This window comes from Paenibacillus sp. S25 (assembly GCF_019454085.1).
GTDB classification, from domain to species: domain Bacteria; phylum Bacillota; class Bacilli; order Paenibacillales; family Paenibacillaceae; genus Paenibacillus; species Paenibacillus polymyxa_B.
This window is the reverse complement of record NZ_CP073683.1, coordinates 5,565,794-5,590,105: the sequence shown is the minus strand read 5'-3', so window position 1 is coordinate 5,590,105 and position 24,312 is coordinate 5,565,794. Positions and strand designations below refer to the sequence as shown.

The window sequence follows — 24,312 nt, the reverse complement described above, 5'->3', positions numbered from 1 at the left end:
TCGATCTGCAGTACCCCGTGTGGGTGAAATGGATGGTTGACTTGAATTTGAAGGACTTAATCTTTAGTGGATGCCGGCAGTAGTGGAATTGCTGCTTCCGGGTCCCGGTTTGGCAAATGATCAATTCCCACAGGCTCTAGCGGTTGCTGTGGAACCGTCCAGTTGCGCGCGATATCTGCGGCAGTTCGCTGCTCCAGCAAGCGTTTGGCTACTTCATAACATTGATCGACATGCCGATTACCAATGGTTCGCATAGCAGTAAAGCCAATTGCCGCGGCTAGCCCTTGCCCCAGAAGAGGGACAAACTTGCTAACCTGCTTGGTAGCGATACGAATGCCCATTTTTTGCAAAATCTGCACGATGACTTCACGGGTAATGAGTCGCCCGATCAGCTTGCTGCCAATCGAGGTGATAAAACCATACACCATGGATTTTGTTTCTGCGTCCAGACCTTCCAGCTGCTTCTCAGATAATCCGAATTTGCCATTAATAGCTGGCAGTAGCTGCATCAAAATGCCAACATCAGCAAGAACGTCAGCCCCAGGAACTGGAACTAATACCGCTCCACCTGAGGCCGCAGCCCTTTTCGTCACCATGGATTTACATTCTTTACGGATCTGCTCCAACTCTTCTATTGTTCGGGCTGTCATATGCATCTCTCCTTCATACGCTTCCGATTAGGACCCATGATTCTACCCTGTTATTACACACATTTCTACCTTTCTTAAGCATGGAGTAAGCAAAAAATCCCTGATTCACGCACTATCCCACATTTACTCCTGTGAAGCGATCAGGCATAATGAAGGATGGTTGCCGATAAGAACAAGCCTGTTTTACGGGGATAAAGGAAGGAAGAGACAGATGAGTCAGACAAACGTTTATTTTAATCATGATGGTGGAGTGGATGATCTAGTATCCCTTTTTATGCTGCTTCAGATGGAGCAGGTTCATTTGACCGGAGTATCGGTGATTCCAGCAGATGGTTACCTGGAGCCTGCAACGGATGCCAGCCGTAAAATTATTGATCGTTTTGGACAAAATAAAGGGCCTGTGGAAGTCGCAAAGTCTAATTCACGCGGTAAAAATCCGTTTCCTGCCGCTTGGCGTTTACATTCCTTCTATGTGGATGCATTACCCGTACTGAATGAATCAGGGCGTATGGAAGCACCGCTTTCATCCCTGCCAGCTCATCAGCATCTGATCGAAAAGGTACGCGGAGCTGAAGGTAAGACGCTGTTGCTATTCACTGGACCGCTAACCGATCTGGCGCGAGCGCTGGATGAAGCACCGGATATTGAAGCAAAGATTGAAAAGCTGGTATGGATGGGCGGCACCTTTGAAAAAGGGAATGTGGAAGAGCCGGAGCATGACGGCACAGCAGAGTGGAATGTATTCTGGGACCCAGAAGCGGCATATCGGGTGTGGCAAAGCGGCATCACGATTGATCTGGTAGCGCTGGAAAGCACAAGCAAAGTGCCATTAACTCCAGCAGTACGCAATCGTTGGGCTGCCGAGCGCCGATATGAGGGCGTGGATTTCTTGGGCAATTGCTATGCAGGATGTCCGCCGCTCGTTTATAGCGAAACGAACTCAACCTACTACTTGTGGGATGTGCTGACCACTGCATCCGTAGGACGCCCGGACATTGTCAAGAAAAAGACGGTGCATTGCAGCGTTATCGCAGAAGGACCAAGTCAGGGCAGAACAGTGGAACAGGCAGATGGACGTCCTGTGAACCTGGTATATGATACAGATCCAGAAGCCTTCTTTACGTATATGGCGGATTTGGCCAAGCTAGCTGCTCCCAAACGTTACTAAGTCTGGCTATGCACAAACGTACGGCATAGGGCGATAATACTGCCTAGTGATACGTACTCATAACATAAAGCCCGTGACATTATGCGTCACGGGCTTCTATTACATGATTCTCTATATATCACAAGCTAATCTCTGTTTCAGGCAGATTCCTGATATATTTTCAGGGTGAACTGGAGCGTTATCTCTGTGCCGCTACCAGGTTCACTGATCCCTGTCATCTTACCCTTCATTCGTTTTAATAGATGTTTGGTAATCTGCCAACCCAAGCCTGGATTACCATATGAGGGCGAATACCCCCGGTCATGTTCAAGCCACAATTTTAATTTATTTGGAGATATACCGACTCCGGTATCCTTCACCTTTAATTCCAGTTCAACCTCAGGTGCATCGGTCACGGATTGGGTGGTTGCAGATAAAGTGACAGCTCCTGTGCTTGTAAACTTCACTGCATTATCTACCAAATTAATCAGCATACGGCGAATTTTAGACTCATCCCCGATAAAAATAGGCGAGCTGGTGAGATTCCAGTCGAGCTTCAACTCTAGATTCCGCTGCGCGGCTACCTCTGTATACAGGCTCAATACATTTTCCATCATTGTTCTCAGATCAAACGGATCTTCAATATCATCAATCTGCCTGGACTCTATATTGCTGTAATCCAAAATATTACTCAACAACGTCATGAGCGAGCGACTGCTCGACTCCATGATGCTCATATACTGCTGTTGTTCCTCTGTTAACTCCGTCGTCAGCATGAGATCGGTGGCTCCCCATATTTCGGTTAGCGAAAACCGAATTTTATTACTCAGGGAAGATATCAAATCCAGCTTGCTCATAGAAGAGATTTCAGCATCTAGCTTGTCTTTCTCCAGTTCCACCACATAGCCCAGAAATACAGCCATAGCCTGAAGGGCCTTCAGTTCGGATTCTGTCAAATGTACAGATGGCGCGTCCAAGATACAAATGGTTCCGTAAGCCTGACCATTTTTCATGCGAATAGGGATTCCTGTAAACGAGTGGTTTCCAATGGTTTTAGTCACATCTAAATTGCATGTGTGCGGGTGAATCGTCGTTTCTGTAATCGTGAGGTGATCCGCAGGATGGTCCAACACCAGACTACAATAGCTAAGCTCGAAAGGGAGCACATCTCCTTCCTTAACGAGCACCTCTTCCCGGTTAAATGAATCTACAATCACATTCGTAATGCCGTCATTAGCGGCAATAAAAATGGTGTTTACATGTAAAATACCGCTTAGCACATCAATGACATGCGCGGTAGCCTCTTGAATACTATTATAAAAACCTGTAGGTGAAGTAATCATGTATCTCCAATCCTGATGCAAAGTGGTGGTTATCCAAAACTCTAGCAGTTTGTGTATCCCATTCCCGATCCTCTGAATGTGTTTTTGGAGCGTATCATTAATTATACATGATTATTTCATTATAAACCGATCTTTCTACTTCCATTTACCTATTCGCTTGCGCAAACCTTCATTTCTTAGGTCTAGTGAGGAGGTTTTTTTGAGGGTTTGGTGTATGCGAATACACATTCATGAAATTATCTAATTATTTTTTTGGCTTTTTATACATTCGTTGGCAATCTCATCATATGAAAAAAGTGTAATTAAATAGGAGAATAGGACCAGTAATATCATGTAAATATTCTATATAATAGGTTCAGAGGTGGAATTATGAATAGACTGGAAGCCCTAGAACACTTCCATAAGACCTATGCGGAAGATGTATTGAACCAGAAATTACATCAAGCAGCGTATTTGTATGAACAAAGAAAAGATGAGCTCATTTTTTCTTTTATTCAATCTTTTCAATCGATCTGCCTGCAAGCCCATTCCGCAGAAGTGGCCAAGACAAGGATCGGATACATTACTTATTCTATGAGGCGCACGTATCTGATGGATCGCAACTATAACTATGTCGTCGAAGCCTATGATAAAAATTGGTTCTTTGATCCTCAACCTTGTTATGGAATCTATGATGCAGGCTGGGTATTCCGCTTTTTAGCAGAAGTGGAGGGTGAATTGAATCAGCTTCGAAAACCCTATATGAATAAGATTTTTCAGCCTGATGTGGAGCGATTTGTACTCCAGGCTGCAGGGGAATTTCATCAATATATTCTGAAATTAGCGAAAGATGCTATTCAGCAGGCTGTACATTTACCTGAATTCAAGGCGTTGAAATGCGAGGACGAATTGGAAGTAAGAATAGGGGAGTATAAAGGAATCAGTGAGGTGGTGTATTCAACAGCTTATGGAGTACTACATGATTCAACAGGATAATCGTATTACGGAGTATATGTATCCAGTAGAGACGAATCGCAGGCAGTTATTGGAATGGGCAGAAAGCTCATTATGTACTGATGAAGAATCTATTTTACAATTTTATGTATCAGGTGATGCTGACTATATTGATTTTATAGAGCATCCGGTATCCATCGTTTCTGAACAACTAAAGGAAATCTTTGATATATATCAATCTGGTTTAAGCTGGAAGTTGGTTGTTTTAGCCGATATGCAGAGAATGCAGCAAACAAGGTATTGGCTAGCAAATCCGCCTAGCCTGATGTGTTTATCACCATGTAGTGAATATCATAGGGACGGTACACTGAAGAAAATCATTCTAGATGAACATGCAGTGGAGAATCATAAAATATTCAGGATTCAGGATGCCAATCATCATATTATTGTAGACCTCGATGTGGCTGAATGTATTTTGAAGTTCAATCTGGCAGGCTTGAAATTACAAAAGGTCGATACAGAGGGGCCATCTATACAAAGGAGAGTCTAAGAATGAGTGAGAGCTATGTAGTGGACGGGGCACAGATACATTGCAGCTATGGAAGTCATACGGAAAGATTTAGTGTTTCAGCTAACAGGGGGATTAGTATTGGCGACAAACTGCAAGGGAATATTCAGGATTTTCACCCGCAGACGCATATCCCTTCTTTCGGAATGTGCCGTAGTATGCATAATCCTGCAGTCTCTTCTGCTAACAAAGGAAATTCCGGAAAAATCATTCCGCAGCCCTGCAAACCGAGCGTTTCTATGCCTTGGTTGAATGGGAAAAAGGATGTATACGTAGATCAATCTCCGGCTCTTATGAGCTGCTCCACGAACTTATGCATGTGGTGTGGAAAAATCTCGTTCTCCACAGACGGGCAGGAATAGTTAGCAGATTGTAGGATTTGCATCACATGAAAAGCAAACGGGGGGAGTAAGATGGGACTGGCAGGAACTGTGCTGACTTATGGAAATATTAGAGTGAATGCACCGTATGAAATTATCAGGCTGCTTGATTTTGAATTGACACAGAAGATAAATGAGCACGGCAAGGTGTACATTACTGCTCTCATACCGGATGAGGATCATGCGAAGTATGACGGTTTAGCGCATGATGAGGATGTGCTAGAGGTATATGAGACGGATGAAGACCGAGGGACAGTTAGCATTTTTAAAGGAATCGTCACCAATATTAGAATTGCATTCAAGAATGGCGTATATCACATGTACATAGAGGCTGCCTCTTTTACATATCTAATGGATCAACAACGGAAAAACCGTTCTTTTCAAAATAGCAACTTGACGTATTATCAACTGTTCCGCGAACTTATAGATGCCTATCCACACGGGGATTTTATTGACCTGACGGACAGCGACAGAAAACTGGACGGCTTTATTATTCAGTATGGGGAGAGCGATTGGGAATTTTTAAAAAGAATGGCCTCTCATCTGCAAGCTGGACTCATTGCCGAGATTACATCCGTGTTCCCGAGACTATGGTTAGGTACCTCGAAAGAACAGGTGAAAGGTGAACTGCGCAGCATTAACTTTTCCCTCCAAAAAACAAAGTCAGGTCCAGAATATACGTATGCTGAAGTGGAGGATACGAAGCGTTTTGAACTTGGAGATGTCGTCGTGTTTCAACGAAAGCATTGGGTTATTGATCAGATTCATGCAGAGATGAAGCAAGGCATCATGACATATGGCTACGTTCTCGTTCCGGAAGCAGGTATTCCGAGGGAGGTTATACATAACCCGTTTATCAAAGGTACCTCTATTGAAGGGAAAGTCATTGAGTTAGATGGTGAAAATGAATCCGTTAAACTTCACTTGTCCGTGGACTCTGTGCAGTCCAAAGTTGAGGGTTGCTGGTTTTCTTACCCCACCATGTATACCAGTGATGGAATCGGTTGGCATTGCATGCCTGAGTTAGGGGATCATGTTCATTTGTATTTTCCTTCTAACAAAGAAAAGGAAGCTCGTGTGGTTCAATCCCTGCGTAAGAGAGACTACAAAGGAGATGAAATCAGCAAGCCGTCAAGAAAGCTGTTTCATACCAAAACTCAAAAAGTGGCGAGATTCGATGACAAAGAGGTAGCACTTTCCACCCTAAAAGAAAAGATACTTGTACGCTTAAATCCTGCTTCCGGCATTCACGTGTATAGTCATCACGATCTTACCTTTCACGCCGATACAGATCTAGTGCTGCATGGCAAAAAGGTACAGATGACCGCTACTCGCGAAATATCTCTGACGTGCAAAACCAGTCATATCCGAACGGATGGAACGCTTCATATCAAGGCTAGTAAGCTCATGAAAAATCAGGTGCCAGATGCAGAGCTGAAAGCCTATAAATCCCTAGTTCAAGAATTGAAAGGGAAGGGGTATCCGCAATGGGTACAGGACTTGCTGCTTCAATATAAAACGGACTACTACAAGGCCGTGGCAGCCGGGGACCAAAAGGGGGCCAAGGAAGCAGCGGCCAAGGCCAAGCAATTGCGTCAGCAGGTGGCAGAAATAGATCGTATGCCTGCCTGGGCCAGAGCACAAATGCATGAATACACGTCCCAGTGGTGGGAAGCGTACGGTGCAAATGACAAGGCCAAGCAAAAGCAGATGCATCTTCTCGCCAATCAGTTGCGCGACAATGTGCTAATCAACGAGCTGATTCGCGGGCATTCTGCCAACTCCTATCTCGATGCGAATCGGTTGGAGGAGCTGTCTGGACAATACGCAGATGCGGCCCATAAGCTGACCGTTGCTGATCAAAAGGCTCTAGCCAAGGAAGCAGCTGCTCTGCGGAGTAAGTATGGCGTGAACAGCCAGCTTGCCAGGGAGAATTTGAACAAGCTTGCCAAGAAGTATCCAGACAGCTTCTCGTACAAGCTACCAACAACAGGCGATTGGGATAAGGAGCTTAACGCCGCATTGCAGGATTTTGCGAAGAAATACGGCTTGGACAATAAGGGCTACGGCCGTGATGTGCTCGCAGTGTACCTGCATCAAGTAGCCAATGGCGTTCTTCCATGGCCCAAGGTTAGCAAGGCTGCAACGCCGACTGTTCCAACAACGAAAACGGAACCGGGCAAGAAGCCGCCGACTACTCCTGAAAAGCCGTCAAAGGAGGAAACGAAGCCTACTCCATCCAACAGCTCTGCCGAGGAGAAAAGGAAAGCAATCGTAGAATTCGCTAAGAAGTTTTTGGGGAAGATTCCTTATTGTATGGATACTAAAATTACAACAATGAAGCTTGATCCCAACAATCCACCTATTTATATGGACTGCTCTGATTTCAGTTCCTCAGTGTACTTGACCATATTAAATGTGCATATAGGCGGTACTACAAGAGATCAAATCCATCGGGGAACAGAGGTTGACTACAAAAGTTTACGATCCAGTGGGGATTATAAAAACCTAAAGTTAGGTGACCTAATATTATTTGATTGGAAAAAAAGAACGGGGAGACAACCGAATCATGTAGGCATGTATATCGGGAATGGGGAATTTATTCACGAGCATGGTAACGCAACTAAGCCTAGTGAAATGGATTCAGATAAAAAGCCTTCTCATAATGTAACGATAGATAAATTAAGCAAAGATTGGAAGGGGTCTTACGGTCGTATATATACAAACGTAATAGCAGTTAAGCGTATTATCCAAGACGATGGATCTATTAAAAATAAGTAGGGATAAGGAAGTACAGAATCGTCGTAAAGGAACTGAGCCAACCCGCTTAATGAGGAAACTTTATAGAGAGTGTAGAAGAGAGGAGAAATCATGCGTTGTATAAAAGTAGTTTTAATTATTGTTTTTTCAGTACTGATATCTGCATGTAGAGCAAGCACAGGTGGGGACAATGTTATATCTTCGCAGTCTTCCGATATACCATCACGTAATGAAATTAAGGCAGATCAGGATGATGTAAAGGCAACTCAAAAAAAAGCAAGTTGGCTTTTGAATGGTCAAGAAGGCGTAGAAGATCGAGTTCAATTCTTAACCAATTTAGATGATCCTACTGGAAGAACTAATATTCGTATCGACGATCTGATTGACACCATGCAAACTCGGGAAGAACGTATAAAATATCACGGCTCACAAGTATATGTCGGGAAAATAACAAGTGACGGCAGCCGTATGGCGATTATAAGAGACGTTTATGGGGAGCAACCAGAGGAGCTGCTCATTATTGAAGTGTACGATCTGGATGCGGGAGAAAAAGAACGAGAGTTTAAATTGCCGCCAACGGCTCAATATCCTGTGATCTCTTCTGATTTAAGCAAATATCTATACGTAATGGACGGACGTTTGTATTTATATGATGCAATAAGTAAAAGAACTACAGAATTGAAGACTAACAAAGGCAAAGCGGATGTTAGTAATATTGCTCAGGGAGTGTTTTCACCGGATAACACCAAGTTATGTTTTGTTGATGATCAGACAGGGATCGTAATGCTTGATCTATCTGGTGATAGTGGTACGAAGCTTCTGCTTGCAGGCACTGATGTCTCGAGTATTATGCAATGGGATCAGGGGAACCGACTTATTTATACCACTTATAAAAAAGATAATACTTTCATAAATGATATTTATTCACTAGATATATACACTGGAAAAGTACAGTTTATAACTAAAAATGAGGGCGAATTTATTCTATCTCCAGATCAAAAAAAACTAGTACTGGCAGATGATGAGGTTGTAAAAATGTTCATGATTGATGTAGCTAGTGGAAAAAAAGAAGATATTACGTCCATTGTAAATGGTGAAGGAACTTGGGTAATTCCAATACAGTGGATCGAAACAAAAACTAATTATATGAAATATAGCAACAAGGTTAAAGTGAAAAAAATTACGGCATCTTCCACACTTCCTAATCAGAATAACTATTCTTTTAATGTGAACAATTTAACGGACGATAATAACTTAACCCCTTGGTGTGAAGGAACGAAGGAAGGCGGGGTAGGAGAAACGGTAACTATGGATTTGGGTCCAACTCAAGAGGTCAGAGGTATGGAGATGGTCGACGGCATTATACGAGTGAACAATAAGTATTTAAACGTGAATACAATCCAAAAAATGAAACTTGATTTTTCGGATGGACAATCTGTGGTGCTTGAGAACAATGACACACGCTTCAAATTTGATGAACCTATACGAACATCTTTCGTTAAAATTACCATTCTAGAAGTGAAAAAAGGCACGGATTTCCCAAATACTTGTATAGGTGAGCTGAAGTTATTGTGATGAGCAGTAGAAAGCGAAATAAAACTGCGGTATGGATAAGTAAAATTACGTTATTCGTCTTGATCTTTTCCATGCTATGCGGGTGTATACAATCGAGCGAGGGCCAAAAAGCAGTACAGGAGCGAAAGGAATCTCATGCTTCAGTCTCTCAGTCCAAGAGACTTCCTCCAGCAAAAATGGCTGTAAATTGGTTGCTTTTTGAAGCGGAAAATGGAAACATGCCCATGGATTATCTCGCTGATATGGATGATCCTACAGGCAATACCTATATTGATTTAGACGATATTATAGCTGAATTATATGCAAGTGAAGGTGAAGCGTATCCTGAATCTGAGTTGTATCTGGTTAGGTTCTCGGATGACGGTAGGCGGATCGCTTTATGTAGAGAGTCGCAGGATTTGAATTATTTAATGATCAAAATCTTTGATTTATCTACTACAAAGAAATTATATGAATTTAAGGTGCCAAATAGGGACTACGCTGTTATGTCTCCTGACTTACGCAAGTGTGTTTACACAGGGGATGCAGCCTTTTTTTATCTTATGAACCAGGGGCAGGAAACTAAAGCATTGGGGCAATTAAATGATGGTCACTATCTCAATCTTCCAGTGTTTTCGCCTGACGGTAATCAATTTGCCCTTGTAGATAGTAACTATAATGTATTGATTTATGATTTGTCCAAGAATAAGCAAATTCAACAAATCAAGCTAGGAATAGAAGGAATACAGATCGAACAGTGGCTTTATAACGATCAATTGCTTCTCTCTTCTTACGATACTGATAAGTCGTATATGTTCAATATACAGACAGGGGAGAAGAAACAACTAATGAAAGCCACAGACTCTCCTGTTATAACCTTGGATAACCACAGGGTTGCTTTTCTGAACTCCAAGGGTGAAATGCAACAACAAGATATTCAAACAGGTCTGCCTATAAAATACTCTAATGTATTCTACAGGATAGGCTATAACGTGTCCCCTACACAATGGGTACAGACTACAACGGATTTGAAGAAATATCGAAAAAGCATCCCGGCAAAGAAGATCAGCGCATCTTCTACGCTTTCTGATCAAGCAGGAAATACCTATGCTGCTAGAAACATTGTGGATGGAGATGCGAGTACAGCTTGGTGTGAAGGAGTCAAGGGAGACGGGATTGGGGAGTGGGTCAAGATTGATTTCGGCTCTATGCAAGAACTGAAGGGATTTGAGCTCATCAATGGCTTGGCTAAGTCATCTAATGCTTTCCAAGTAAATAACAGAGTTAAGCGAATGAAACTAGAGTTCTCGAATGGGCAGACCATAATGGTAGATAATGATTTTTTAAGTAATGAGTTTCCAGGTAGTGCCATTCATAGTTCATTCGTAAAAATAACGATTGAGGCAGTAGAGAAAGGAAGCAAATATCACGATACCTGTATGTCGGAGATACGATTCTTCTAAGCATTTCGAACAAAGGAGAAGGCATATGAAGTGGAAAGAACCAACGTTTGGTGCAACACCTATGTTGAAAGCTTTAACAACTGCTAATGCACACAGGAAAGCAAAGGCTTTTGATCTGGCCGCAGAACAAAAGAAACAGAAACTGAATTATCCTGATTGGGCCCAGACCTGGATGCATAAATACAAAGAAGATTGGTATATCGCTCAAGCAAATGGCGACGAGGTAGGCATGCGTAAAGCGCAAAAGCTGGCAGAGGGACTGCGAAGCAAACTACGCGAAATGGCCACGTTTCCCAAGTGGGCTCAAGAACAGATGCAAAAAGAAACCGTCCGCTGGATGACTGCGGAGGCAAGCGGGAATATCATGGAAAAGTTAGCTGCTGAGAAAGCGGGACGAGCTTTACGGGAGAAGCTAGGTTTGATCGATCCAAATCCAAATCCAAATCCTGAGGTACCTAAGGAGGATGATTCTAAACCTGTACAAGTACCTCCTGATAATTCAGGAAATGATAGTTTTGAAGCTGAACTTGCTAAATTCCCGGAATCATACAGGTCTGCGCTGTTAAAATTACACAAGCAGCATCCTTCTTGGCGTTTTATAGCGGAAGAAACGAACGTAGATTTTAATAGTTTTCTCAAGGCAGAAATGAAAAATGGACTGGTATGTACCGAAGTGAGCAAATATGGATACTCACCGCCTTGGAGGGACTCGAAGCTTAAATATGATAATGATTATAACGCCGCTTCCCCTAAAGCAGTTTCATATTTTTTAGATCCACGTAACTTTCTGACTGAATCTCGTGTATTTCAATTTTTATCTGGAAAGTATGATAAGAGCACCCAAAATAAAGAGGCAGTTAATAAAGTGTTAAGCAAAAGTCTAGCTAATAAAGGAGATGTATTTCTAAAGGCAGGAGGGAATGAGGCGAGTGCAGTATTTTTAGCGGCAAAAGCCATGGTCGAATCAGGAGGTGGGACTTCAACTTTAGGAAGAGGACAGGTTCCAGGATATATGGGATGGTACAATATGTATGGCATTGGTGCGAATGATGGAAATGCACGTATAAAGGGTGCGAAAAAAGCCAAGTCAGAGAACTGGAACTCTGTAGATAGTGCGATAATTGGTGGAGGTAAGTGGATTAATGAGAATTATATTCAAAAGGGACAAGATACTCTCTATAGCTTAAAGTGGAATGTAAATTCATTCAAGAAGAACGGAACTATTAGTAAACAATATGCTACGAATATTATGGATGCTTATACGAAAGCTGACCGTTTTTCAAAAGGTCTTAAAACTGTTGATGCACCTCTTAGTTTTAGGATCCCGATTTATAAAAATATGCTGGACACTGCTTTCCCCGAGCCTACACAACCTTTGTCGAGGTAATCAGGTTATAAAAAATTTATGTTTCGAAAGAAGAGGGAGTGTAATTGAAGAAGCTATTTGTGCTTGTTTTAGTTGTTCTAATTTTTAGTGGTTGTGGTCTGAAGAAAGAAGTTGAGGAAAAGGGCACAGTTTCTAAATCAGCTATATCGACTGCTAGTAGCCATGAGCTAACGTATGATTCAAGCAAAGCTATTGTGCAAGAATCGAATAAATTAGATCTGTTTATTAAGAAAATTCAACCCGCTAATATGAAATTACAAAAATTAATAAAACAGGATATTGATAAGGAAGGTACTTTAGAATTTGTGATTGCTTTTGGGAAAAAATCGGATCATTTAGAATCTATATATGTAGTAAGAAATAAGGATGACCACCTTAAAATAATTGGAAAATTGGATGATCCGATAGTTACAGAGCATATTAATAAGGACGTTAAGGTTATGCATTTAGACCAAACTAAGCGTGATTTCATCGTAGTATATTCCACTAGCGAAGTGGATGAGGCCGAAGGATTCTCTATATTTACTTTAGACCATAACCGAATTAGCAACCTGAATTACAATTATCCAGAAGCAACAGGGCAAGGAATCAGGAAGCTGAAGGATATTAATAAAGATAGTGTTTTTGAGGATGTGAGTTATTACCGTTTTCAGGATACTCAACAACATACAATCATGACGTATCAGAAATTTGACAGGACTGGACCAGAAAGATCAGAAGTATTATATGGAAATAAAGATAAAAAATTTGTATACCCTACGGTTCCTAAAGATATTATCCAAAATTATTTGGAAGATCATTATCTTATGAATCGCTTCTTGATACACTTGCCCGAAATGGCGGAATTCACAGCTTTGTCAGAAAACCCGAAAAATAATTTTTTTGAAGATATCATAGATTTTTCAACTATGGACTATACGGGATTAGATCTGAATATAAAAGAGATTGCTAATAAGGCTGATCAGCGGGCATTTTTGGTAAAGAGTAACTCAGAAGAGGAGGAATCAAACCAAGGACTTGTATTTACATTAGAAAAACAGTCAGGCAAGTGGAGGATTATGAGCATAGAGTTAAACGATAAATCGTAGAGAGTGTGATATCCAGCATGAGTCACTTCAAGGGCGGTCGTATATGTTTCGTCCTGTTATTGTTATTTTCCTTCGTGGTACTGAACGGATGTACGAAGGGAAATGATTCTTCAAAAGCAGCAACAAATCATGCGCTTGTTCTCCAAAATGAAGCCAAAACGATTTCCTATTCGAAAAGGCTGAATACGTTGCTAGAGACACTTCATATAATCAATGATGAAAATATGGATTCTGATGTCAGACGAAACAAGATTCAGGAGTTCGTACAGGGACTCAATTTGTTGTTAAACGAACCGGAGAGTGCAGAGCTGAAGGATGGAGAATTAGTAGAAAAATTTAATTACAATCTTACTATCTTAACAAAATCGTTTCAGTTAAAAAGTGGGCAGCTAAATGTGAGAGTTGTGAATTATAGAGCACCCACTACGGTAACGGGTACGATCGGAGGCAAATATACATTTATTCAGTGGTGGAGTACGAAAGAACTTGTGCATGCCCAGATGCTTGAGGAAGACAGGCCAGAATTAGCTACAGATTTTATGGTTCGGGATTCAGACCAGGGAATACAGCTGTTGTTAGGGGGATATGTTTCAATATATCATCCAGACCCCGTATTTGTTGCGTTGTGGGAATTCTCCGGAGAAAAATGGACACAGAAAGGAATAGTAACAGATAAGATAAAGCTTCCAGATGCGTGGGAATTGAACGAGGATATAGATGAGTTTATTTTAGAGAATCGGCAGCATGATAGCATGAGTATCGAAGTTTTAGACCACGGCGATGGCTTCTTAATAAACAGTGATGATTCTGAACAGAACCTTATCATTGAGTTTTCCACCAGTGGAGAAGTCCGTATTGATTCTGAGTATAGCACCGCCTCGAATACTAGTGAACAGCAAAGCTATGAACTCATTCAAGAGAAATATTCAGAACATGGGATCATGATTAAATACCCTCAAATTACAAAACTCAAGGATATTGCAAAGCAGAAATCTTTAAACCAAATTCTTAAGACTGATGCTTTAGAAGGATTACAAAACTATGCGGATTCCAATTCTGGAGTCCATGTCGAAATTGATTATGAGATCAAACGACAAAGTGAACGATTCTTGAGTGTTCAATATACGGGTATTCATTATGTGAAGGACGCAGCCTATCCTAGTCATATGTTTTATACGACGAATCTGGATATGAAGCAGGCTTCAAGAATAAGATTGAGGGATCTGGTAAAGATCGAGAAACCTTTTATTGAGCTTATAAAAAGCGGGAAGATTACAGCTGTTCAGCCAGAGCAACAAGGGTTAATCGGTGATTTCACAAAAGATGATTTGATTAAACTGTTAGCAAACGCGGATGTAACCAAAGGTTCGCTTGTGGAAGTAGAAATGGAATCGTTTAGTTATCTCACAAATGATTCGTTGGGGATGAGTGTACCTATGGCTCATGTGGTAGGGGACCATGCGGAGTATGAGATTCGTTTTGGGCAAATTCCAGATAATATCAAGCAAAATAAGGAACTATGGAGTGAGCTAAGTCCTGTTGTGGATCAGTCTGTTTCCGCTAGTGGCGGTGAAAAATTGGATACAGATCAATATGAAATTGAAGAGTCGCAGTCTTTTCACACTACTCTCGAAGGTTTTGGAAAAGTTCGGTTTGTATCCACATATGGGTATCCGGAAGGTCTTCGTAAATTCTTTTTCTTCCTATTGGATGACCAAGGACATATTCTGTATCCATTCCCCGATTTCTACGGGAACCGTGAGTGGGTTGCACGTTACGGAGGTGTAGAAGCAGTGGCCTTTAAGGATGTGAATAAGGATGGATTGAAGGATGTTATCATCATTGCCGATGTTGACAACGGGATTCATGGACCTGGTAGAGTTGATGAATTTCCTATAGCGGACATATATTTTCAGAAAAAAAATAAAACCTTTACCACGCTCCCTGCATTGGATCAGGCTCTCAACGATCAGGAGCATAATCAGACCATTAAAGATGTCATTCAATACGTAAGCAAACAACGGATAATTGTAAACTAACCGACAAAAAGGGGCAGAGACATGGGATATCCAATCATAAAGTATAACGGAACGGTTTTATCTCTTAAAAATCCGAAAGTTAAAGTTGTACAGAAAATGAATGAGCATGTGAAAGTCTTTTTGACAGGTGTGTTAACGGGTGCCCAAATGGAAGAGTACACAGATCATATGGAGGCAGGGGCTAAGTTAGTCGTTTCTTATGTGAATGATGATCAAAAGCAGATTGTATTATTTAGGGGATTAGTCACGCAGTTCAGAATTAAGCTGGTGTCCAATGTAGCCCATTTGGTCGTCGAAGCCCTCTCCTATACAAGCCAGCTGGATGAAGTGCTTCATAGACAATCTTTTCAAAATGTGAAGATGAAGGTGCAGGCATTACTTGAACATGTACTCAAATCATATCCCAAAGCCAATTGTACGAGCCGCTTAAAAGATCAGCTTATACAAGAATTTACGATGCAATTCGACGAAACGGACTGGTCGTTTCTGAAACGCATCGCGTCTCGGCTTGGTTGGGGACTGATACCTGATCCGATTGGAGAAAAACCTCAGTTTTATTTTGGGTTACCGGATGGTGTGAATCAAGGCGAGCTGAAACAGTATAACTACTCCATGACCAGAAAAAGCAAATCAGGGGCCAGCAAGGACGACAACCTTTTGTATTATAAAGTGCAGACGACTGGGGCCAAAGATGTCCTGCTGCATATTGGTGCAGAAGTCAAGTTCAAAGGGAAAGCCTTATACGTCCTGCAGTCTGTTGCGTTTATACGGCATAACGTCTTGTGGTATGAATATGTGCTGACTACAGCGGACGGAATGAAGCAGGATTTAATTTTAAATGAGCCCATTCGTGGCATCTCATTGAAGTCCAAGGTCATTGGAATTGAACAGGATCATGTGAAAGTTTTCTTTTATGAAATGGATAAGGTCAAGCCTAACGTCAAGGAAACCTTCGCTTTTCCAACGGCTACATTTTATACATCAGAAGGGAATACGGGATGGTACTGCATGCCAGAGTTGTTTGACTTTGTAGATATCTACTTTCCGACGGCGCAAGAAAAAGACGCTATTGTGACCCACTCGATTCGTAAGAGATCCAAAGGCGGTGACTTTATTAAGGACCCGTCGACAAAGATCTTTATGACCAAGTACCGCAAAGCTATTATTTTTGAGAAAAATGAGATTTTAATCACGGGGAACGACGATGAAGTGGTGATTCGACTGCTGGATGACCATGGAATTGAACTGCGAAGCAAAAAGGATATCCGTGTAAAAGCAGACGGGAACCTGGTGTTCAATGCGGGTAACACAATACAGGTCACTGCGAAGGATGCTATCGGTTTAAAATGTAAAACGAGTTTGGTAGAAATGGATGGTAACATCAAAATGACTGGAGAAAAGATAAAGACGCAATAACTAAATCCATCGTGAGAGGGTAAAGAATATGGCTAAAGTAACTACAGGAGCAATCGTGAATGAGAAACCGGCTACCCAAGAAGATATGATTCAAGAATGGAAACGTAAAATAAGCAAAGGCGAATATCCTTTTATTTATGTAACTAAGCATAGCACCAAAAGTGAAGAGCGTTAAATATGACTAACGATGACTAGAAAAGGCTCCTAGGGAGCCTTTTCTGCAATCATGGTTCAATATTCTAATTCTTTTTAGGATTCCTACTGTCAATGAACCAATCCGGTCCTAATACATCTAGGACTTCTTTTTTTCAAAATCGTAAGCGATGGATATCGAGTGATCTTCATGTCCTTTTATATAGTCTATTAGATAAATCGTGTTATTAACATAGCTACCTATATAGTCATAACTCTTAAATATGAAATCTGCCCTTTAGTATTCCTTAATGTACTCTTTTCCAATAGGTATGCCTTTCCGAACGATTTCTTCTTTTTTGGCATTCGATGCGTACTGCATGTAATAGAAAACTCCTACCAGAATGACAAGTGATATAAAGACAAAAAGCCATAGTTGCTTCTTTTTCAAGTTGAAGTATTCTCCTTAAAACTGAGCTAAATATGCTATACGCTTTCTTAGGAATAAGGTGCATTCTTATCTATAACCTTACTATCAATAAACCAATCCGGTCCCGTAACATTTACGATTTCTTTTGAGTCCAAGTCATAGGATATCCTAATTAAGTCTGTATCGTTTCCTTTTATATAGCCGTAAAGATGTACTCTTGCAAAGACACTGTTTTCTTCAATATTGTAATTTTTTAATACGAAATCCGTATTATAGTGAGTTTTAATATATTTGATACTGACAGTAGTAGCAGACTCCACTATCTCTTCCTCTTGAGCGGTAGAAAAACCACAACCGCCCAGAATGGTTAATATTATGATGAGAACTGTGCAACATTTAAGGATTGTGTTCATTTACGCAACATTCCCCTAACATGCTATTTATAATTTAATGTGAACTACAACCAGAATGCAGTGAACAATGACTTGGTTCTTATTTTTGTTGCAAATATCTCTCAGTAACAGGAAGTATTTTAATGATATTACTTCTTCATATTTAGGAAAAAGTCATCTGTTAGAGGGCTGATTATTTGGATACTGGACTTGACTTTAGAATGGAAAAATAATCTTTTTGGGATAACGGCTGTCAATGAACCAATCTGGTCCGGTTACACTAGACACTTCTTTCTTTTCAAAATCGTAAGCGATAGATATCGATTGGCCTTCATGCCCTTTTATATAACCGATTAGATGAACCGTATTATTAACATAGCTACCTACATAGTCATAACTCTTAAATATGAAATCTGCCCTATAGTATTTCTTGATGTACTCTTTTCCAATAGGTATGCCTGTTCGAACGATTTCTTCTTTTTTGGCATTCAATGCATACTGTATGTAATAGAAGACTCCTACCAGAATGACAAGTAATATAAAGACAAAAAGCCATAATTGTTTCTTTTTCAAGTTGAATTAATCTCCTTAGAATTGGGAGTGAATATGCTACACGCTTTCTTAGGAATAAGGAGCATCCTCATCTATAACCCTACTATTAATAAACCAATAACAAACCAACCCGGTCCAGAAACGTTGATCACTTCTTTAGTTTAATAAGTGTAGTGAATGGTAATTTTGCTGTTCTCGTGACCTCTAATATAGCGTAGTTTATAGTTTGTAGTGGATAAGGTTGATGCCGATGGGAGTTGCGACATCTATAACTCTTTTTCTTGAGGTACTGAGAAACCGAATCCTGTCAGAATAAGCGGCGTCATAGAAATATTAGACACAACTTAAAAGGTATGTTCATTTACGTAATCTTCTCCTAACATACAGCTATAAAGTCCTAATCGTTATTAGGTAAGAACTATCACCAAAAATACAATCCTCTCCGACTTTGTTCTCATTTCTGTTCCGATTGATACTCGAAATAAATATAATACATTATAATGATATTGCTTCCTGAGAATGGAAGAGTGAACTTATTTACTGAATAAAGCGAATCTTATTTTATGGAATAGATACGTCCTCCTTGGGATCCTGACTATCGATGAACCAATCCGGTCCAGTTACGTAGAGTACCTTTTTTTTCTTATAGTCGTAATTTAGTGAGATTATCTGACCTTCATGTCCTTTTATATAGCCACGAAGATAAACGGTAGAGTTAACATAGCCGCCAATAAAGTCGTAATTTTTGTATATAAACTCGGCATTATAATGTTTCCTAATGTATTCTTTTCCAATAGGTATGCCAGATTGGACGTATTCTTCTTTTTGTACATTCGCCGTATATTGCATGTAATAAAAGATTCCAACAAGGATTGAAACCAAGGTAAGAGCAGAAAGCCAAATTTTCTTTTTCAATTTTCTTTTCTCCTTTAATGGAAATAATGACTTTTTATAACTTTATAATATCTCAGCTATTTAGACAAGGTGGGGAAAAATTGAATTACGTTAAAGATGAAACTTACTGGATCATATCGAATGAAGCTTACGAATTGAATATTGATCCAAAGACTTATAGAAATAATAACATTCCTGGTTGGAGGGTTGCTGATTTAGACGAAAAACTATTACATGACACGAACGGTTCTGGATTTGATGCCACCGTTTTTCACAATGAGAATAGCAATCAGGTGATTATAGGATATAGGGGAACTGAACCAGGAGGAAGACCAATATGGAGTAGAGCGATGGACATAGGAACGGATATTAGCGATGTCGTGGGCGGACGAGCAAAAAATTTAAATCAAGTTCACGATTATTATGTAAATAATCAAGAAGAGATAAAAAATTCCCTCCCACAGGTACAAAGTTCATTTCATCAGTATGAGGCCCAGTATCAGGATAATCAATTTACAAAAGCTCAAACTCTGTACGACGAAGTGAAGAAGAAGTATCCCGCTGCCGAAATATCTACGACAGGCCATTCTTTAGGCGGTGCAGAAGCAGAATATGTTGCAGTGAAGAATGGTTTATCATCTGTGAGTTTTGCTGCTCCGAGCATTGTACATTTATTGCCTGAAGATCTTCAAAAGAGGGTAAAAGCAGGAGAATTCAAGAAGACTAATGTGGCTTTTGCCCATCCCGGAGATAGCGTTGGTGGGGGAGCCACTAAGGCTAACCAACATGTGGGGGAAACGTATCATATTGGGAGTGATTATAAGACTGCCAATGTAGCCAAGTTTACTATTCCTGTTTCAATTCCCTTGGAAAGAAAAACCGAATTGGAAAGACTTTTTCTTGGACCCAAGTGGACTCCTATTGTTTATGTTCCGATTACATTGCCTATGATGCAGCAAGATGCATTCACCAAATTCTATAATTCTGTATTAGGTGGAGAGCACACTCATAGCATGGAAAACTTTACATTTGATGAAAATGGAAATATCAGCAATCCACTGTACACCATGGACGGGCAACTAGTAGAAGGTAACCCACGGGTGCAGGCATACGAGCAGATGCTGGCCGCGCGAGCAGAGCTTAAGGAAGTCGTGGGCGATCTGGTTGAACGTTACGGTGAGCAAATGGGTGCCTTCGGGCAGTTTGCTGCTACTGCACTGGGAGTGAATCTGATGGGAGAAGGACAGCAAAATGGTCGCACCCATGGCGGGGCATATTTTGTGGGCAACAAAAATGGGGGCACAATTCAATTAACACCTGAGGAGCTAAAGCATGCGGCTAACCAGATGCGTTCCAGCCTGCATGGATTCTCTAGCGATACCCGAGCATCCATCCAGTTATTTCAGGCTCATATCGGGACGAGTGAAAGTCAGTCTTTGACCCCAATTGCGCATAGTGCAACGGCAACGTTAGATCGGATTAATCGCTGGTATCAGGAATCGATTACGGAGATCGCAGAGTATATAGATCGCAAGGGTCAGGAATTCACGATGGTGGATCAGTAATAGATCAGCTGTAAGAACACAACAGGGGGCAAAAGAGATGGGTAGAATATCTTTGAGCCTGGGGGATCTGCGGAGGGCTGTACAACAATGCGAACAGCTAAAGCAAAGACTTCAGCATCAGGAGCAGCAGATGAAAAATATATATGGTCGGCTGCATGAATGGCGGGGAGAATCAGCTGCTGAATTAACACGTAAAATGGAGGCGTTTCTCCAAGGAACCACGGTACGAATACAAGAATTGGACGAGCATAAAGAGCAGTTGAAACGCTATATTCGGAAAATGGAAGAAGCTGATCGGCGTGAGGAGAGACGCAAACGGGCTGCACAATGGTGATACAGACGGACTGCAATAGTTAGGAGAACATCATGAAAGATCAAAATGCATTTGTCATTTTACTTATATTGAATATTGTTTATAGCTTAACGTTATTTGCCTATCCGGCCATGCTGATGGTGGTCGCATTTTCTTTCGATGCACCAACAGCTGGAGATTACCTCATCAGTTATATTTTTGCCTATGTCATAGTGAGCTACCCGATAGGAATATTCATATCGTGGAGCTGTTGGTATTTTTATCATCGTTATGCTTTTAAGAAGGCGTATATCATAGCTAACTTTATGCTGCTGTGGCCAGCTACTCTTGTAGTGTCCTCATGGATTCAATCGGCTTTTTCTTGAAGGGGTTCCCATCTGGTCCAGTCAGCTACATAACATAAAAAAACCGTACAATCGCTAGGGGACTCCCGCGGGGTACGGTTAAATGCATTTAAGTAAAAACCACATATATAGTAGAAGAAAAAAATTTCCTCTGGAGTGACGACGATAAAACCTTTGGCCAGAGATTTACCGGAGTCTACTTTAAATTATCCTGTGAGCGAATATAGCAGCGTTCGGAAGCTTGGAGATGAGTTAAATAAAGTGTAAAAATGTTGAAAAGCTACAAAGTTCGACATATTGTTCGCTTTTTCGCATCATATGTTATTGAATTAGGGATTTTTGTTTGCTATTTATCGTATATTTATGTATAATCTATCGTGTTGAAAGATTGATTGTACGTAATATGCTGATGAGGGTGGGTTCATTGACGCTGCTCGACAGTAACGAAAGCAAGAAGCGGATGTGCCAGATTTACAATGAAGTTTCAAAGGAACTGTTCGGCTTCGGGACCACGCTGCTGCGGGCCACCGTTGAGAACAACATTGTTACCTTTGTGGCGAAGCACCGGCGTTCTCCACGCTCGGCAGCATTGGAAGTGGAAGCCCCCGGCTTGAAGCTGGAAGTGGATTTCCGAATGTCCATGCTGTACAAGAAGAGACTTCGCGAGAAGCTGATTGAGGATATGGAGCTCGATATAGAAGCTTTACTGCGCGATTATGATGCAGCAACGCAGTGGGCAATTACGAACATCATACTGAAAGAATCCTAATAAAATTGGATATTCGGCTTTTCGCTTCGGATCTATCTGAGGGGAGAACCTGTTATAACGCGCAGCGGGATCAACTTATTCTTTGTTTACGAAGAAAAGTATTCTTGTTTTACAAGAGTACTTTTCTTTTTTGTGTCATAAGGTGTGCAGAATAAAAAAACAGGGGGAGTTTCATATGAAAAAATGGTTTAAAGGATTTATGGCTGTGACCTTGGCATCTGTGGTACTGGCAGGTTGCGGCAGCAATGCTACTGGCGGTCAGACAGATGGAAAAGATGGCTCAGCTGATGGGAAAAAGAAACTAGTTATTTCAACATGGGGCTTTTCCGAGGACTTTTTTAATAAAGAAGTGTACGAGCCTTTTGAAAAGGAACATAACGTTGACATCGTAGTCGAAATTGGAAATAACGCAGAACGGTTGAACAAAATCAGCCAAGGCAGCACTGATGTCGATCTGATTTATCTGTCTGATTATTATGCTCAACAGGGAATTCAACAGGGATTGTTTGAGAAGCTGGATCGCAGCAAGGTGCCGAATCTGAACCAAATTTATGACATTGCCAAAGCACCACTGGGTGAGGAGTATGGTCCTGCTTATACAGTTGGGCGTCTCGGTATTGCCTATAATCCGGAGCTGGTGAAAAAAAATGTGACCTCTTGGGCTGACCTGTGGGGGAATGAGTTCAAAGGAAACGTGACTCTGCCGAACATTACGGCGACTGCCGGACCAATGATGGTAGATGCAGCCTCCAAAGTAGCGGGTAGTAAGGAGTTTAATGAAGACCAAGCCTTCGGAAAACTGAAAGAGCTGAGTCCGAATATCGTTAAGTTTTATAGTAAAACGTCCGAGTTCGTGAACATGTTTAGTCAACAGGAAATTGCGGGCGGTCCGATCATGGAAATGTACTTCAAAGATTTGCAGGCGGCTGTGCCAGGAGCGAAATTTGTAGCTCCTAGTGAAGGTGCTTACGCAGTAATGAACACGATTAATGTAGTGAAAGGCTCCGACCAGAAGGAGCTGGCTGAGGAATTTATCAACTGGCAGCTGAGCAAAGAAGTTCAAGAAAAATCCGCCAAGGCAAAGGTTGATTCCCCGGTGAATACGCAGGTGGTACTATCCGGTGCGGATACAGAGGGAATTACGTACGGTGCAGATGTAGTGAACAAGCTGACCAAGCTGGATATGAAGTTCGTTAACGATCATATCAAGGCATGGACAGATCGTTGGAACCGGGAAGTTGCACAATAATGAAAAAGGTCATATTAGATGTAGATACGGGCATTGATGATGCGTTGGGTATTTTACTAGCGGCCAAAAGTGGTCAGCTGGATATCCAAGCGATTACTACAGTATGCGGTAATGTTTCACTTAAACAAGCAACATTGAACACATGCAAAATCCTCGACCTTTTGGATAGACCGGATATTCCGGTTTATCGGGGGGCAGAGGCTCCCTTAATACGTAAAGGTCTGCACGAGCACCGTGTCCATGGAGAAGACGGCATTGGAGGTGCATTGAGTGGAGTAGTACCAGCCATGTCTGCGTCCGAAGGTTTTGCACCGGATATCATCATTGATACCGTGATGGCTCACCCGGGGGAAGTGACGCTCATTTGCACCGGTCCACTCACCAATCTGGCACTGGCGCTACTGAAGTGTCCCGAGCTGACGGATCACGTCCATGAGGTCATTTTTATGGGCGGTGTTATTCACGGGTGCGGCAATATTACACCTGTAGCGGAGTACAACATGTATGCTGATCCTGAAGCCGCACGAATCGTATTTCATGCAGGATTTGGTCGATTGATACAGGTGGGACTGGATGTAACACGGAAGGCTCTGCTGACTGTGGATCATATTGCTCGTCTGACCCGCCCAGCAATTCGTAATTATGTAGCTGAAAGCACGGCCGTTTATACCAAGCGTTATGAAGAACGCAACGGGGTAAAAGCGTGTGCGCTTCATGACCCGCTTGCCGTGGGTGTCGCGTTGAATTCGAGGTTAGTAAATACCTCGCTGTTGTATGTCGACGTGGAAACCTCGAGTCGCATATGTGACGGACAAACAGTGGGCGATGTACAGAACCGCCTCAATCATAGCCCTAATATGAATGTGTGCGAACAGGTGGACAGCGAAGCTTTTCTGGAGCTGTTTATCCAGGTGCTGAATAAGGAATAACATTTTGATAACCGC

General features: G+C 41.5%; 24 protein-coding genes. 18 read left to right on the top strand and 6 right to left on the bottom strand.

Annotation, left to right across the window (positions count from 1 at the left end):
- Positions 1 to 56: 56 nt before the first annotated feature.
- On the bottom strand, positions 57 to 650 hold the full coding sequence (locus tag KAI37_RS24530) for a hypothetical protein (protein ID WP_071643725.1): 594 nt from the start codon (positions 648 to 650) through the stop codon (positions 57 to 59).
- Positions 651 to 861: 211 nt separating this feature from the next.
- Between KAI37_RS24530 and KAI37_RS24525 the strand changes: the two genes are divergently transcribed.
- Entirely contained in the window at positions 862 to 1,818 is a 957-nt protein-coding gene (locus KAI37_RS24525; RefSeq protein ID WP_013312477.1) for a nucleoside hydrolase, read from the top strand.
- A 137-nt stretch (positions 1,819 to 1,955) separates the two neighbouring features.
- On the opposite strand, the gene KAI37_RS24520 is transcribed toward KAI37_RS24525, so the two are convergent.
- Complete coding sequence (locus KAI37_RS24520) at positions 1,956 to 3,140, bottom strand: GAF domain-containing sensor histidine kinase (protein ID WP_071643724.1); 1,185 nt, start codon at positions 3,138 to 3,140, stop codon at positions 1,956 to 1,958.
- Positions 3,141 to 3,509: 369 nt separating this feature from the next.
- On the opposite strand from KAI37_RS24520, the gene KAI37_RS24515 reads away from it, so the two are divergent.
- From KAI37_RS24515 to KAI37_RS24465, 11 genes are all read left to right on the top strand, one after another.
- Positions 3,510 to 4,115 (top strand): hypothetical protein, encoded by a 606-nt coding sequence (locus KAI37_RS24515; protein WP_220030404.1) that lies wholly within the window; start codon positions 3,510 to 3,512, stop codon positions 4,113 to 4,115.
- Positions 4,099 to 4,623 carry a hypothetical protein gene (locus KAI37_RS24510; protein ID WP_220030403.1) on the top strand — a complete coding sequence of 175 codons (525 nt, stop codon included), beginning with the start codon at positions 4,099 to 4,101 and terminating at the stop codon, positions 4,621 to 4,623. The genes KAI37_RS24515 and KAI37_RS24510 overlap by 17 nt, the downstream gene beginning before the upstream one ends.
- A gap of 2 nt (positions 4,624 to 4,625) precedes the next feature.
- Positions 4,626 to 5,003, top strand: a complete 378-nt coding sequence (locus KAI37_RS24505) for a DUF4280 domain-containing protein (RefSeq protein WP_104497673.1) — start codon at positions 4,626 to 4,628, stop codon at positions 5,001 to 5,003.
- 51 nt (positions 5,004 to 5,054) lie between these two features.
- Positions 5,055 to 7,802, top strand: coding sequence for a C40 family peptidase (locus KAI37_RS24500; RefSeq protein WP_220030402.1), 2,748 nt, complete (start codon positions 5,055 to 5,057; stop codon positions 7,800 to 7,802).
- 90 nt (positions 7,803 to 7,892) lie between these two features.
- Entirely contained in the window at positions 7,893 to 9,356 is a 1,464-nt protein-coding gene (locus KAI37_RS24495) for an NADase-type glycan-binding domain-containing protein (protein WP_220030401.1), read from the top strand.
- Complete coding sequence (locus KAI37_RS24490; protein WP_076292729.1) at positions 9,356 to 10,798, top strand: NADase-type glycan-binding domain-containing protein; 1,443 nt, start codon at positions 9,356 to 9,358, stop codon at positions 10,796 to 10,798. Before KAI37_RS24495 ends, KAI37_RS24490 begins: the two co-directional genes overlap by 1 nt.
- 25 nt (positions 10,799 to 10,823) lie before the next feature.
- Positions 10,824 to 12,185, top strand: a complete 1,362-nt coding sequence (locus tag KAI37_RS24485; RefSeq protein ID WP_076292728.1) for an N-acetylglucosaminidase — start codon at positions 10,824 to 10,826, stop codon at positions 12,183 to 12,185.
- A gap of 44 nt (positions 12,186 to 12,229) precedes the next feature.
- Positions 12,230 to 13,273 carry a hypothetical protein gene (locus KAI37_RS24480; protein ID WP_258383022.1) on the top strand — a complete coding sequence of 348 codons (1,044 nt, stop codon included), beginning with the start codon at positions 12,230 to 12,232 and terminating at the stop codon, positions 13,271 to 13,273.
- A 17-nt stretch (positions 13,274 to 13,290) separates the two neighbouring features.
- Complete coding sequence (locus KAI37_RS24475; protein ID WP_220030400.1) at positions 13,291 to 15,312, top strand: DUF4163 domain-containing protein; 2,022 nt, start codon at positions 13,291 to 13,293, stop codon at positions 15,310 to 15,312.
- Between the two features lie 21 nt (positions 15,313 to 15,333).
- Positions 15,334 to 16,728 (top strand): phage late control D family protein, encoded by a 1,395-nt coding sequence (locus KAI37_RS24470; RefSeq protein WP_220030399.1) that lies wholly within the window; start codon positions 15,334 to 15,336, stop codon positions 16,726 to 16,728.
- A 28-nt stretch (positions 16,729 to 16,756) separates the two neighbouring features.
- The gene (locus KAI37_RS24465; RefSeq protein WP_220030398.1) at positions 16,757 to 16,903 is read left to right on the top strand and encodes a hypothetical protein; all 147 of its coding nucleotides are present in this window, start codon (positions 16,757 to 16,759) and stop codon (positions 16,901 to 16,903) included.
- Positions 16,904 to 17,158: 255 nt separating this feature from the next.
- On the opposite strand, the gene KAI37_RS26600 is transcribed toward KAI37_RS24465, so the two are convergent.
- The 4 genes from KAI37_RS26600 to KAI37_RS24445 all read right to left on the bottom strand — a co-directional run bounded on the left by KAI37_RS26600 (position 17,159) and on the right by KAI37_RS24445 (position 19,149).
- Complete coding sequence (locus KAI37_RS26600; RefSeq protein WP_258383020.1) at positions 17,159 to 17,311, bottom strand: hypothetical protein; 153 nt, start codon at positions 17,309 to 17,311, stop codon at positions 17,159 to 17,161.
- A gap of 47 nt (positions 17,312 to 17,358) precedes the next feature.
- Positions 17,359 to 17,703 carry a hypothetical protein gene (locus tag KAI37_RS24455; protein ID WP_061830511.1) on the bottom strand — a complete coding sequence of 115 codons (345 nt, stop codon included), beginning with the start codon at positions 17,701 to 17,703 and terminating at the stop codon, positions 17,359 to 17,361.
- A 195-nt stretch (positions 17,704 to 17,898) separates the two neighbouring features.
- Positions 17,899 to 18,255, bottom strand: a complete 357-nt coding sequence (locus tag KAI37_RS24450; RefSeq protein WP_220030397.1) for a hypothetical protein — start codon at positions 18,253 to 18,255, stop codon at positions 17,899 to 17,901.
- Positions 18,256 to 18,795: 540 nt separating this feature from the next.
- On the bottom strand, positions 18,796 to 19,149 hold the full coding sequence (locus KAI37_RS24445; RefSeq protein WP_258383019.1) for a hypothetical protein: 354 nt from the start codon (positions 19,147 to 19,149) through the stop codon (positions 18,796 to 18,798).
- Positions 19,150 to 19,229: 80 nt separating this feature from the next.
- On the opposite strand from KAI37_RS24445, the gene KAI37_RS24440 reads away from it, so the two are divergent.
- From KAI37_RS24440 to KAI37_RS24415, 6 genes are all read left to right on the top strand, one after another.
- Positions 19,230 to 20,693, top strand: coding sequence for a lipase family protein (locus tag KAI37_RS24440; RefSeq protein ID WP_220030396.1), 1,464 nt, complete (start codon positions 19,230 to 19,232; stop codon positions 20,691 to 20,693).
- Between the two features lie 37 nt (positions 20,694 to 20,730).
- Positions 20,731 to 21,027 carry a WXG100 family type VII secretion target gene (locus tag KAI37_RS24435; RefSeq protein ID WP_220030395.1) on the top strand — a complete coding sequence of 99 codons (297 nt, stop codon included), beginning with the start codon at positions 20,731 to 20,733 and terminating at the stop codon, positions 21,025 to 21,027.
- A gap of 32 nt (positions 21,028 to 21,059) precedes the next feature.
- On the top strand, positions 21,060 to 21,371 hold the full coding sequence (locus tag KAI37_RS24430) for a hypothetical protein (RefSeq protein WP_220030394.1): 312 nt from the start codon (positions 21,060 to 21,062) through the stop codon (positions 21,369 to 21,371).
- Between the two features lie 403 nt (positions 21,372 to 21,774).
- Positions 21,775 to 22,119 carry a hypothetical protein gene (locus KAI37_RS24425; RefSeq protein WP_023990832.1) on the top strand — a complete coding sequence of 115 codons (345 nt, stop codon included), beginning with the start codon at positions 21,775 to 21,777 and terminating at the stop codon, positions 22,117 to 22,119.
- Positions 22,120 to 22,294: 175 nt separating this feature from the next.
- The gene (locus KAI37_RS24420) at positions 22,295 to 23,368 is read left to right on the top strand and encodes an ABC transporter substrate-binding protein (RefSeq protein WP_104497685.1); all 1,074 of its coding nucleotides are present in this window, start codon (positions 22,295 to 22,297) and stop codon (positions 23,366 to 23,368) included.
- Positions 23,368 to 24,297, top strand: a complete 930-nt coding sequence (locus KAI37_RS24415) for a nucleoside hydrolase (protein ID WP_071643699.1) — start codon at positions 23,368 to 23,370, stop codon at positions 24,295 to 24,297. Before KAI37_RS24420 ends, KAI37_RS24415 begins: the two co-directional genes overlap by 1 nt.
- Positions 24,298 to 24,312: the final 15 nt, after the last annotated feature.

Coding starts and splice junctions, on each gene's coding strand:
- KAI37_RS24515 (WP_220030404.1), top strand. CDS start 3,510: ATGAATAGACTGGAAGCCCTAGAACACTTCCATAAGACCTATGCGGAA.
- KAI37_RS24465 (WP_220030398.1), top strand. CDS start 16,757: ATGGCTAAAGTAACTACAGGAGCAATCGTGAATGAGAAACCGGCTACC.
- KAI37_RS24455 (WP_061830511.1), bottom strand. CDS start 17,703: ATGAACACAATCCTTAAATGTTGCACAGTTCTCATCATAATATTAACC.
- KAI37_RS24500 (WP_220030402.1), top strand. CDS start 5,055: ATGGGACTGGCAGGAACTGTGCTGACTTATGGAAATATTAGAGTGAAT.
- KAI37_RS24415 (WP_071643699.1), top strand. CDS start 23,368: ATGAAAAAGGTCATATTAGATGTAGATACGGGCATTGATGATGCGTTG.
- KAI37_RS24530 (WP_071643725.1), bottom strand. CDS start 650: ATGACAGCCCGAACAATAGAAGAGTTGGAGCAGATCCGTAAAGAATGT.
- KAI37_RS24485 (WP_076292728.1), top strand. CDS start 10,824: ATGAAGTGGAAAGAACCAACGTTTGGTGCAACACCTATGTTGAAAGCT.
- KAI37_RS24420 (WP_104497685.1), top strand. CDS start 22,295: ATGAAAAAATGGTTTAAAGGATTTATGGCTGTGACCTTGGCATCTGTG.
- KAI37_RS24435 (WP_220030395.1), top strand. CDS start 20,731: ATGGGTAGAATATCTTTGAGCCTGGGGGATCTGCGGAGGGCTGTACAA.
- KAI37_RS24525 (WP_013312477.1), top strand. CDS start 862: ATGAGTCAGACAAACGTTTATTTTAATCATGATGGTGGAGTGGATGAT.
- KAI37_RS24510 (WP_220030403.1), top strand. CDS start 4,099: ATGATTCAACAGGATAATCGTATTACGGAGTATATGTATCCAGTAGAG.
- KAI37_RS24520 (WP_071643724.1), bottom strand. CDS start 3,140: ATGATTACTTCACCTACAGGTTTTTATAATAGTATTCAAGAGGCTACC.
- KAI37_RS24430 (WP_220030394.1), top strand. CDS start 21,060: ATGAAAGATCAAAATGCATTTGTCATTTTACTTATATTGAATATTGTT.
- KAI37_RS24495 (WP_220030401.1), top strand. CDS start 7,893: ATGCGTTGTATAAAAGTAGTTTTAATTATTGTTTTTTCAGTACTGATA.
- KAI37_RS24490 (WP_076292729.1), top strand. CDS start 9,356: ATGAGCAGTAGAAAGCGAAATAAAACTGCGGTATGGATAAGTAAAATT.
- KAI37_RS24470 (WP_220030399.1), top strand. CDS start 15,334: ATGGGATATCCAATCATAAAGTATAACGGAACGGTTTTATCTCTTAAA.
- KAI37_RS24475 (WP_220030400.1), top strand. CDS start 13,291: ATGAGTCACTTCAAGGGCGGTCGTATATGTTTCGTCCTGTTATTGTTA.
- KAI37_RS24505 (WP_104497673.1), top strand. CDS start 4,626: ATGAGTGAGAGCTATGTAGTGGACGGGGCACAGATACATTGCAGCTAT.